Origin of the sequence: Shewanella sp. KX20019 (genome assembly GCF_016757755.1) — a bacterium.
Taxonomy (GTDB): Bacteria; Pseudomonadota; Gammaproteobacteria; order Enterobacterales; family Shewanellaceae; genus Shewanella.
On the sequence record NZ_CP068437.1, the window covers coordinates 3,270,798 to 3,281,916 of the forward strand.

The following is an 11,119-nucleotide window of genomic DNA, read 5'->3' on the forward strand; positions in this document are numbered from 1 at the left end:
ATTCAGTCACAGCGTTAGTCCAACATAAATAGCGGGCCTAGGGCCAACTTTGGCAATTCAAATTGTTCAGGGTAAGTCACATCAACTAAATACAATCCATTTGGCTTGGCAGTGGCAGCCGCTTTTGATCTGTCTTTTAATGCTAATAATGTATTAACCCACTCCTGCGGCTGATTTCCCTTACCAATTTCAAGCAAGGTGCCGACAATGTTGCGTACCATGTGATGTAAAAAGGCATTGGCTTTAATATCAACGCAGATATACATGCCTTGGCGAGTGACATTGACCTCATGCACTTCACGAAATGGCGTTTTAGATTGGCATTGCAACGCTCTAAAACTGGTAAAGTCATGCTCACCGACAAATAATTGCGCCGCTGCATGCATCTTATTTTCATCAATCTCACCGCGGTAGTGGCTTACACCACGTCGCAAAATGCCTGGACGGAGTTGATGGTTATAGATCATATAGCGGTAACGTCTAGCGGTGGCTGAAAAACGCGCATGAAACTCATCATCCACCACTTTAACCCAACGCACAGCAATATCATCAGGTAAGTTAACGTTTACCCCTAATGTCCACGCTGATTCTTTACGGATGGCATTAGTTTCAAAATGAACCACCTGCCCAGTGCCATGTACTCCGGTGTCTGTTCTGCCGGCACATTGAACCGTAATCGGTTCATTGGCCACTTTAGAGAGGGCTTTTTCTAACTGGGCCTGCACAGAGTCTACATCGAGTTGCCGTTGCCAGCCGAAATATTGACTACCATCATACTCTATACCTAACGCAACCCGCATTACACACCTCTTAACTCAGTTCAACTATGTTTAAGCAACAACGCCAAAATACTGTTCGACGCTATCGGTAAACGAAATCATTTAATAGGCGGCGATTCTAGCATAACCGCGGCAAACGATAAGCATAAAAAAGGCGCCTTAGGCGCCGTTTTTAACTGATTATTTTACACTAACTCTTTTATCAATCCCGCCGCTTCCTCTTGCTGTCTATCATTGCCATCAAGCTCAACCTCTTTAAGCAGGGCACGGGCACTATCATTGTCGTCAATTTCAATATAGGCGCGGGCTAAATCAAGTTTGGCATTAATTGAATTTTCCGCGTCATCAACGTCAACCATTGAGGTATTGCCCATTAATGCATCTAGCTCACCCATATCGACGTCTAACTCTTGATAAAGATCGCTTTCGACATTGTCTTCATCTGCTTCATTGAGTAATCGGTCAATATCGATAAAGCCGTTGTCCTTTTGGAAAGACGTTAAGTCATGCTCAGGAATAACACTTTCTGAAGCCTTCACTTCGTTAGCATCGAGTGCGGCTAATGCCTGATCAACCGTTAGCTTGTCATCATCGATAATAAACGAATTAATGTCATCTTCGTCCTCAGCCTCGACACCTGATGACCCGGTAGCAGCAAGTGCACTAAGCAACTCATCATCGGTTAATGTTGAATCTGTCAATTCAGTAGCTGCGGCGTCCCAATCAAGTGTTTCTGGCTCAATCTTTTTGGGGCCTTTTAGATCATCAAAGAAACCACTGTCTTTTCCCGATGTATCACTTGGCACTATTGGCGTCGAGCTAAACTCAAGCATGTTGTCATGCTCTTGGTTCGAGTCTAGTAGAGGTTCCTCATTAATATCGCTAGCAACATCAGTTTCAACATTGCTTTTGAGCTCAGGAAACTCTGTTGTCTCTAGCTCAGTGGTATCAAAGTCCAAACTAAAATCAACATCAGTGGTCTCATCGACGGCACTCATGCTGTTTTTGTCACTATCAAGTTCGTTAAGCACATCATCTGCTGATGTCTCTGACAAACTAAACTCTGCTAATAAGTTATCGAGTTCATTCTCTTTTGCGGGTTGCTCTGGAACTTCTGTTTCTAACTCTGCAGCAATATCATCAATTAATGCGATTGACTCTTGCGGAAAATGCAGTGCATTTTCATCGACTGGAGCTTCCAGATCCGCAAGCAACGAATCCAATTCGTTATCTAACTCCGCATCATTAGTACTTATATCATCGACACTAAGATCAAGCTCAGCAGCAATTTCTAACGGTAGCTCAAGTTCAGCTGCGACTTCGTCTGACAATGTATCTATATCAGCATCATTGGCCAGTTCCTCTTGCTCATCAGCGTTAATATCAAACTCTGCAAGTAGCGAATCTAAGTCATCGTTGTTTGTAATTTGCTCATCAACCTTAACCTCTGGACTATTAGCGGCTATCAGTGCATCTAAGTCATCAAGTTCAGACTCGCTGTTAACCACTTCGTCTATAGGCTGTTGAGTTGTTTCTTCATCAAAACCCGCTAATAAAGCATCAATATCATCCTCAGCAGAGACGGGCTCTTCACTGAAACCCGCAAGTAGTGCATCGATATCATCCTCTTCTGCGATGACATCAGTCTTAGGCTCTTCATCAAAACCAGCCAACAATGCATCAAGATCATCACCTTCTGTTATGACATCAGCCTTAGGCTCTTCATCAAAACCAGACAATAATGCATCAAGATCATCACCTTCTGTTATGACATCAGCCTTAGGCTCTTCATCAAAACCAGACAATAATGCATCAAGGTCATCATCTTCTGTTATGACATCAGCCTTAGGCTCTTCGTCAAAACCAGACAACAACGCATCAAGGTCATCACCTTCTGCAGTGACATCAGCCTTAGGCTCTTCGTCAAAACCAGACAACAACGCATCAAGGTCATCACCTTCTGTTATGACATCAGCCTTAGGCTCTTCATCAAAACCAGATAACAATGCATCAAGGTCATCATCTTTTTCTGTCGATGGCTGCCCGTCGTCAGCGTTACCATCTTGCTCACCCATCGCTTCAGCCCATAGATCATCTAACGATTGACCTTCATCTGCAGCTTCTTCAACTACAAATTCAGATGAGTCATTTGTATTTGGCTGTTCGATCTCGTTCATTGACTCAACAGGATCATTAGCCTGCTCTGGGTCTAAATGTATTGCTAGGCTTTCATCGGCATCAGACTCCTTCAATGCTCCTATATCTTTTTCAGTCAATGCATCTGCTTGATTGGTATCAGATACATTATCAGCCTCAACGTTGCCGTCATTGTCATTGCGGCGACGTATAAACATCCAGAAAAGGCCGAGTATAAGGAGAGCTGGCACCACAGCGCCTAAGATAAGCCACAGTGGGTTGTCCATCAATGATCGCCAAATCGTCGATGTAGGTTGCTCTTTGGGCTGGCTCAGTACATCAATCTTTTCTTGCTTGGCTACAACATCACTCTTAAGCGCTGCTATCTCAGCATTTTTATCTTGCAATGCTTGCTTTAACAGCGAATTTTCGGCTTGTAATTCCGAGATCTGCTCTTGAAAGGATTCAGTATCTGTTGAGCCGATGGTAATTTCGTCGGTAGCACGAGCCAATTCATCAGTCAGTGCCAAATTAAGTGTTTGTGCCTGTTCAAGCTCTTCAGTGAGTGATTTAATTTCAGCGCTTGTTTCGCTTGGCTTAGTGACCGTTTTTACTGTGGACTCAACGGCTGGCTTAACAATATTTTTTGAGATGGTTTTGGTAGGTTTGACATCTGTTTGCGCTGTAGACGACCAACCACGATCATTATTTTGAGCACGTTTTTTGGCAACAGATTTGGATACCTGCTGCATGACGTCTTTTGACGGCACCAGCAAAATCATTCCACGTTCTAGGCTATTGTAATTTTTACCACTAAAAGCATGAGGGTTGGCGTCAAACAACGCCGACATCACTTGATAAACAGTCACGCTATTATCAGGTTTTACCGCTTGTGCAATACTCCAAAAAGTATCAGATGATGTTGTAGGACCATATTGTCGCTTAACTATTTTACTTTGGCCTTCAGGACCGGTGATCTTTAATGATTCTGCAGCTGCTGTATCAATAGAGGGTCCAACAGTGAAGACAATTAAAACGACGGCAAAAATGCCAACAAAATGCGAAGTGCGAAAGTTCATCAATCCTTCCCTTTGAAGCGTAGGAGTCACTGTTTTAGCGACAAGCTTTAGGCAATTGTATTTATTGAGATTACTATAAACTAGATTAAGATGCCCTGCTACTGTTCACAACTCTAAAACATAAAAAGCCCACGTAATGCGGGCTTTTTAGGCGATTATGCTCAATGCAAAACCTAATTAATAATAATCTCGGATCAAGACTTCAGCGATTTGAACACTGTTTAAGGCGGCACCTTTACGAATATTATCAGAGACAACCCAAAGGTTTATGCCATTGTCGTGAGAAATATCTTTTCTGACTCGGCCAACATAGACAGGATCAGTCCCCGCGCCGTCAGTAACTGCCGTCGGGTAATCTTCATCAGACTCAAACAACTCAACGCCTGCAGCACCTCTCAACACAGCCTTAACATCTTCAGCGTCGACAGGTTGTAATGTTTCAAGGTGAATAGCTTCTGAGTGACCATAAAATACCGGCACACGTACAGCAGTTGGGTTTACTACGATACTTTCGTCACCGAAGATTTTTTGTGTTTCCCACACCATCTTCATCTCTTCTTTGGTGTAGCCATTATCCATAAACTTATCAATTTGCGGCAATACGTTAAACGCAATTTGCTTTGAATAGGTTTTGGGTTCAATAGGCAAACCTTGAAGCAACTTAGAACACTGTGTTGCTAGCTCTTCAACTGACTTTTTGCCTGAACCTGAAACAGACTGGTATGTCGCGACATTAATGCGCGAGATCCCAAAGGCATCATGAATGGGTTTAAGTGCCACCAGCATTTGAATGGTCGAGCAGTTAGGATTGGCAATGATATTGCGATTTCTAAAGTCAGCTATGGCTTCTGGGTTCACTTCAGGAACCACTAATGGAACATCTATGTCATATCTGAAGTGCGAGGTGTTATCGATAACAACGCATCCCTGCTCTGCAGCAATAGGCGCCCATTTTTCAGATACATCACCACCAGCGGAGAAGAAGCCAATTTGAGCTTGCGACCAGTCAAAGGTATCCACGTCTAAAATCTCAACCTGTTTACCATGGAAGCTGACCGTATTACCGGCACTACGACTGCTGGCTAGAGGGTACAAATTTGCGATCGGAAAATTGCGCTCTTCGAGGATCTCAATCATTGTTTGACCCACTGCGCCCGATGCACCTAATACGACAACATTATATTCCTGCGACATAATTACAACTCGATTCCTGAAAAGCCTAATTTGGATAACCAATTTACATTAGTTTGGCCTATATTGCCTACCTTTAATGCGCTAAATTCACGTCTATGCTTGTGATTTTTTCTCATATGATCAAACCCCTGGTTATTAAGAAAGTTTTTCCTGAATAACTCATCGTCATCGCGCAAATCATAGACAAATCGAGCCAGCTGTATTAATGCCCTTTCGTTTACCATTTCGTTCACTGAAACTTGCTCACTCCACAACGCGGGTAACAAGCTTTCCATTGAATTTTCAGCCTTGATGTTTAACACATTAGCCAACTGTTGATAAAGCATGTAGGTTCCACGCGCTTTACCCTCTAATGAGTAACCAGCAATGTGCGGTGTACAAAACTCAATAAAAGGCACTAACTCAGCCATAGGGTTAGGCTCACCCTCCCATACATCAAGTACCACTTTGACGTCTTCTCGTTGCAGCTTAAACTTAATCAAAGCACGATTATCAATGACCTCACCACGGCAACAGTTAAGCAGCCAGGTGTTCTCACGTAGACTATTTAATCGGCTTTCATCAAAAAGGTACCATGTTTTATGCTGACCCGTTTTGGTAATCGGCACATGCAAACTAATCACGTCACATTTATCGATTAAGGTGTCTAACGAAACGAAATGACGAGGGTCGCCTTTGGCTTCTAAAACAGGATCGCAAAGTAGCACCTCTATCCCATATGCTGCTAGGCATTTTGCTACAGCAGTACCGGTATTACCGGCACCAACAATACCGACTACCTTGCCTTTTAATGGGCTTTTAAAACGCTGAGCGAGTTCAAGCATGGCAATAAAGGCGAACTCTCCAACAGCTGTCGCATTACAACCAGGCGCATTAGAGAATGGAATATTACGACTTGCAAGGTAGTCCAGATCAATATGGTCAGTGCCAATGGTTGCGCTACCCACAAACTTCAGCTGGTTATTGCCTTGCAGTAATGATTGATTCACTTGGGTAACTGAACGCACGAGTAGCACGTCCGCACTGCTAACTTGCTCTGCTGTTAACTCTCGGCCATTCACGGTTTCGATAGTGCCTAAATCGCCAAATAGTTGTTGAACATAAGGCATGTTTTCATCGGCAATAATCTTCATAATGGTCCCTAAAATGTGTACAGAATCCGTAAAGCACACATTCTAACAAGTTGCTCAGCCCTTAGTACATAAAATACAGATACAAAAAAAGGAAGCCTAAGGCTTCCTTTTTCAATCAAACACTTGGCTTACTTATACTTACGCATAACCAAGGTGGCGTTTGTTCCACCAAAACCAAAGCTATTACTCATTACAGTGTTGAGTACTTGCTCTGTCATTTTAGTGACAATCGGCATGCCCGCGGCTTTTTCATCTACGGTATCAATATTGATACTTGGTGCGATGAAGCTGTTTTCCATCATAATCAAACTATAGATAGCTTCATGAGCGCCGGCGGCACCTAAAGCGTGGCCTGTTAGCGATTTAGTGGATGCGATTGGCGGTAAGTCATCACCAAAGGTTTCACGTAACGCTTCAAGCTCACGCATATCACCTACAGGCGTTGAAGTTCCGTGTGTGTTGATATAATCAATCGGAGTATCCACATCGGCTAAAGCCATCTGCATACAACGAACAGCACCTTCACCTGATGGAGCAACCATGTCATAGCCATCTGACGATGCGCCATAGCCAACAATTTCGGCATAAATTTTTGCACCACGTGCAAGTGCATGCTCTAGTTCTTCAACGACAACGATGCCGCCACCACCAGAGATAACAAAACCGTCTCGGTCAGCATCATAGGTGCGTGACGCTTTCTCTGGATTGTCATTGTACTTTGTAGACAATGCACCCATCGCGTCGAAGCCCATAGTCAACGTCCAATCGACCTCTTCTGAACCACCTGCAAACACCATATCTTGCTTACCCATTTGGATAAGTTCAGCCGCATGGCCAATACAGTGTGCGCTAGTGGCACAAGCGGAACTAATTGAATAGTTCATGCCTTTAATTTTGAAAGGTGTTGCAAGGCAAGCACTTGCAGTGCTCGACATGATACGTGGCACAATATACGGCCCAACGCGCTTCACGCCTTTTTCTCGCAATATATCGGCTGCTTGTACTTGGTTAGCAGAAGATGCTCCACCAGTACCCGCTATAATACCGACCCGTGGATCTGAATATTGTTCTTCAGTTAGACCCGCATCTTCTATCGCTTCTGCCATAGCAATATAAGCGTATGCGGCGGCATTGCCCATAAAGCGAAGTGCTTTACGATCAATGTGCTCTTTAGGATCCAACTTGATATCGCCCCAAACATGGCTGCGCAGCTTCATTTCTTCAAACTGATCTGAGTGAGTAATACCACTACGACCAGCTTTCAATGATTCAGTGACTTCTTGCTTGTTGTTACCGATGCTTGAGACAACGCCAAGTCCGGTGATCACGACTCTTTTCATTATTAACTATCCATTCTGTACAGGTAGTACCCACTTTGCTGTGCCAATGGTATCGCTTTTATTCCATTAAAGTGGTCAGCTTTCCATAAAGAACACAAAAATAATGTCTAATATGGGACATTGAGTAAAATCCTTGCCTAAATTGTTTGATTAAAATGTACAATTTAGTCCAAGTTTTGCAAACCCTACCCTGTTTTTATGAGGGTTTAATTTAACATTAAAGACGTAACCATGACAGTGAGTAAAATTATTCAAGCCAACGTAGCCGCTGAAAACACTAATGACATCACAATTGCTATGCTCGGACTCGATGCGGTAAACGGCATCATCGAGCTTGTTGAACAACAATCAGCATCGAACTCTCAGCTAACAGTTAAAATATTTAGCGTTATAGATAAGCGGATTGAACAACTATTTGCATCACAATCGTTTAAAGACATTTTGCAGATCCAGCCTGAAACTCAACTCGTTGCTATTGAAGGCTGCCAACGTGTCAAATTAAACCAGGGCCGCTTAGTCATTGACTTTCATCTTGGAGATTATGAGCAGCAGTTACGGCAGCTCCCCCTAGGCGGCACAAGCTTAATTGCGCATTGGATTTGTACTGCAGAGGTTGATTCACACTACATTAGCCAAGCATTATTCTGGCAAATGGCCAAGCACAGTGAAGATAGCTGTGATTGTGTTATCTCAGCTAAGCTGACAGCAGACGTTCAGCAGCGGCTGCTGCAACTTAGCCAGTCGGTTGGTTTTGCTCACTTAGCATCAGCTATTGTAGATGATGTGCCTTTGATGGAACGCCATGCATTAAGATCGCAGCAAGTAACCCAGCAAGCACCCTACCCGATCCATGCAGCGGTAAACTCAGGCGAAATAGCTGTTATTGGTGGCGGTATTGCCAGTGCAAGTTTAGTGTTGTCACTGGCCGAACGGAAACAGAAAGTCACTGTATTTTGCGAAGATAGTGATCTTGGCCAAGCAGCATCCGGCAATCGACAAGGGGCGATATATCCGCTGCTGACACCTGATAATAATACCCTCAGCCAGTATTTCCAGCAGGCCTATCTGTTTAGTCTGCATCGTTTAATTTCGCTTACAAGTCAGAAGCATGCAATCGATTTTGACCTTTGCGGGGTGCTACATACCGGTCATGATGAGCGCAGTCGAAAACGAGTACAGAAGATCATTAACGGCTACCATTGGCATGCGGGCATCGCACACGCGGTCACTGCCACGCAATCCAGCCAGCTGGCAAGTATCAAGATTGATGAAGCAGGGATATTCTATCCATTGGGCGGTTGGCTGGCGCCGCAAGATCTCACCAAAGCATCATTTAAGCAGGCAAGTCAGTTATCAGACGTAACGATTAGGTTAAACACCCAGATAAGCGCACTCGAAAATAACCAAGAAGGCTGGTTCCTAGTCAGCAATGGACAACGTTTAGGCCCTTACAAAACAGTTATCGTTGCCAACGGCAAATCATTAACTCGATTCGAGCAAACGAAGCACCTACAAATTACTGGATTTCGAGGTCAAGTCAGTCATGCGCCAACAAGAGCTAAATTATCAAAGCTCAGTACTGTTTTGTGTGCTCATGGCTATATGACCCCGATGAACAACGCCTTACATTGCTTAGGTGCAAGTTATGTAAAAGATGCCCCTCACTTAGACTATAGCCCACAAGAACAGCTGGATAACCTGCACAAAATTCAAGATAGCTATTTAAATAAAGACTGGAATCGTGATATTGACATTTCCAAACACAGTGCCCGAGTGGGCGTTCGAATGGTCACGCGTGACCATGCACCTATGATGGGACCGGCTCCCGATCTCGAGGCTATTTTGTTACGTTATGAAGCACATCAACTCACACCCGCCAGCAGAAAATACTGGCAAAATACGCCAGCACCAGTACATAAGGGATTATATATACTAGGTGGGTTAGGCTCACGAGGCTTAAGTTCAGGTCCCTTAGCCGCTGAAGCACTTGCAGCGCAGATCTGTGGTGAAATAATGCCTCTTAGCACTGACTTTATCGCACTTTTAAATCCAAACAGAATGTGGATGCGAAAGCTGCTTAAGGGCAAAGCTATAGAGAGTGGCTCAGAGTAAAATAGCACTAGTCGCAATGCAGGCCCAATATTTGCGAATGGTTTTACATCTAGTATTGGTAAATGTGTGGACGCTGTATTGATGTAAGTGAGGACTATCGCCTCCTTACTCTATTCTAGACCTTATCAACAAGCACAATGCAGCGTATGCTAGCAAGCGGTATGTAATTCGTTTCAATGCATAACTGAGTTAGTGCTTCAAGTCTAATTTATCTGCTTCGCATAAACTGACTTGGCCAAAAGTGCTTATAATTCGCCGAGGTACTACGGCTTGAATAGCTTTCTTACGACTAAGTGTTACTGTTCAAGATATATTCTCCATTAAGCATTGATTATTTACTTTTCATACCCTGTCAGCATAATTAAATAGTCAACGTCTAACATTTCAACTCTAACCATTTCAGATAGCTCTATGTAATGAACGACTTCAATAAGTGCATCGATGTTGGACAATCCTTCTTTTATTAACGCATAATTTTTATATTCGATACGCTGCAATTCCGATAAATAACAGTTGATAACGCTATTACGAATAGACTTCTTTGGCTTTAACTCAGAAAATGCACATAAGCTCACTATATCCATCAATGGAGAATCAATACGCATCTCATCCCAATCGATTAACGCCAAAGTACCACTTTGAGTTTTGACCAAGTTAGTAATCCCAAAGTCACCATGTATTAGATGTTTATAATTAAGAATGCTTTCCAGTTTATGTAGCGTATTTTTTACTTTCAGATAGAAAAATAAAACGTGTTCGTGAAACGCTTCTTCAGCATAGATTCCACCAAGCTTATTTAAGGTAGCGATGATTATTGATGACTCTAAAACTCTCTTACATATCGGCTCTGCCTTGTAAGGCAGTGATAAATTACTGGAAGCAATACTCCCATGTACTCTTGCAATTAACCTGGCTGCTTTTTCAATTATTTCGGTCGTTTCTGCAGGCTGTTCCCCATCAATAAATTGAAATAGTCCAAAGTTCGCCTCATCACAAGTAATTACGTTTTCTAGCGGTGTAGGTACTTTACAATCCAAGCATGTAGATAACATTTTCAAGACACTGTGTTCTTTTTTTATATCTGCAAGTTCTCTACTTCCGTTGTATTTCTTAAGCACGTAGACAGGTTCGTGGTCACATAAGACAATCCAACTTTTATTCATGTGCCCGTCACCAGTATAACGAAGCTCGGAGTATTTAATCGATAGACTTGCCAATACGCTACATGCTAGGTAATTACTTGATGTCAATGCCACTTTGCCCCCTCTAATTTTTAGCTCTCTATTAGCCCACACGTGCCCATATACAACTTGGATCAAATTGTTATGCCATTATATTGAACCCTG

Annotated in this window: 7 protein-coding genes; 1 reads left to right on the forward strand and 6 read right to left on the reverse strand. The window is 43.1% G+C overall.

The features are described 5' to 3' along the window. Positions 1-14 precede the first annotated feature (14 nt). The 5 genes from truA to fabB all read right to left on the reverse strand — a co-directional run bounded on the left by truA (position 15) and on the right by fabB (position 7,661). The gene (truA, locus tag JK628_RS14355) at positions 15-800 is read right to left on the reverse strand and encodes a tRNA pseudouridine(38-40) synthase TruA (protein ID WP_202285305.1); all 786 of its coding nucleotides are present in this window, start codon (positions 798-800) and stop codon (positions 15-17) included. A gap of 164 nt (positions 801-964) precedes the next feature. Then, on the reverse strand, positions 965-3,994 hold the full coding sequence (locus JK628_RS14360) for a FimV/HubP family polar landmark protein (protein ID WP_202285306.1): 3,030 nt from the start codon (positions 3,992-3,994) through the stop codon (positions 965-967). 177 nt (positions 3,995-4,171) lie between these two features. Continuing rightward, the gene (locus JK628_RS14365) at positions 4,172-5,188 is read right to left on the reverse strand and encodes an aspartate-semialdehyde dehydrogenase (protein WP_202285307.1); all 1,017 of its coding nucleotides are present in this window, start codon (positions 5,186-5,188) and stop codon (positions 4,172-4,174) included. Between the two features lie 2 nt (positions 5,189-5,190). Beyond that, positions 5,191-6,321 carry a 4-phosphoerythronate dehydrogenase gene (locus JK628_RS14370; RefSeq protein ID WP_202285308.1) on the reverse strand — a complete coding sequence of 377 codons (1,131 nt, stop codon included), beginning with the start codon at positions 6,319-6,321 and terminating at the stop codon, positions 5,191-5,193. A 128-nt stretch (positions 6,322-6,449) separates the two neighbouring features. Further along, entirely contained in the window at positions 6,450-7,661 is a 1,212-nt protein-coding gene (fabB, locus tag JK628_RS14375; RefSeq protein WP_202285309.1) for a beta-ketoacyl-ACP synthase I, read from the reverse strand. Positions 7,662-7,892: 231 nt separating this feature from the next. On the opposite strand from fabB, the gene mnmC reads away from it, so the two are divergent. Continuing rightward, on the forward strand, positions 7,893-9,773 hold the full coding sequence (gene mnmC / locus JK628_RS14380; RefSeq protein ID WP_202285310.1) for an FAD-dependent 5-carboxymethylaminomethyl-2-thiouridine(34) oxidoreductase MnmC: 1,881 nt from the start codon (positions 7,893-7,895) through the stop codon (positions 9,771-9,773). A gap of 335 nt (positions 9,774-10,108) precedes the next feature. On the opposite strand, the gene JK628_RS14385 is transcribed toward mnmC, so the two are convergent. Beyond that, positions 10,109-10,936, reverse strand: coding sequence for an aminoglycoside phosphotransferase family protein (locus JK628_RS14385; protein ID WP_202285311.1), 828 nt, complete (start codon positions 10,934-10,936; stop codon positions 10,109-10,111). Positions 10,937-11,119 lie beyond the last annotated feature (183 nt).

Bases quoted from the DNA above. Each gene is read 5' to 3' on its own strand.
- JK628_RS14370 (WP_202285308.1), bottom strand. From the start codon at position 6,321: ATGAAGATTATTGCCGATGAAAACATGCCTTATGTTCAACAACTATTT.
- JK628_RS14385 (WP_202285311.1), bottom strand. From the start codon at position 10,936: ATGAATAAAAGTTGGATTGTCTTATGTGACCACGAACCTGTCTACGTG.
- truA (WP_202285305.1), bottom strand. From the start codon at position 800: ATGCGGGTTGCGTTAGGTATAGAGTATGATGGTAGTCAATATTTCGGC.
- JK628_RS14365 (WP_202285307.1), bottom strand. From the start codon at position 5,188: ATGTCGCAGGAATATAATGTTGTCGTATTAGGTGCATCGGGCGCAGTG.
- JK628_RS14360 (WP_202285306.1), bottom strand. From the start codon at position 3,994: ATGAACTTTCGCACTTCGCATTTTGTTGGCATTTTTGCCGTCGTTTTA.
- mnmC (WP_202285310.1), top strand. From the start codon at position 7,893: ATGACAGTGAGTAAAATTATTCAAGCCAACGTAGCCGCTGAAAACACT.
- fabB (WP_202285309.1), bottom strand. From the start codon at position 7,661: ATGAAAAGAGTCGTGATCACCGGACTTGGCGTTGTCTCAAGCATCGGT.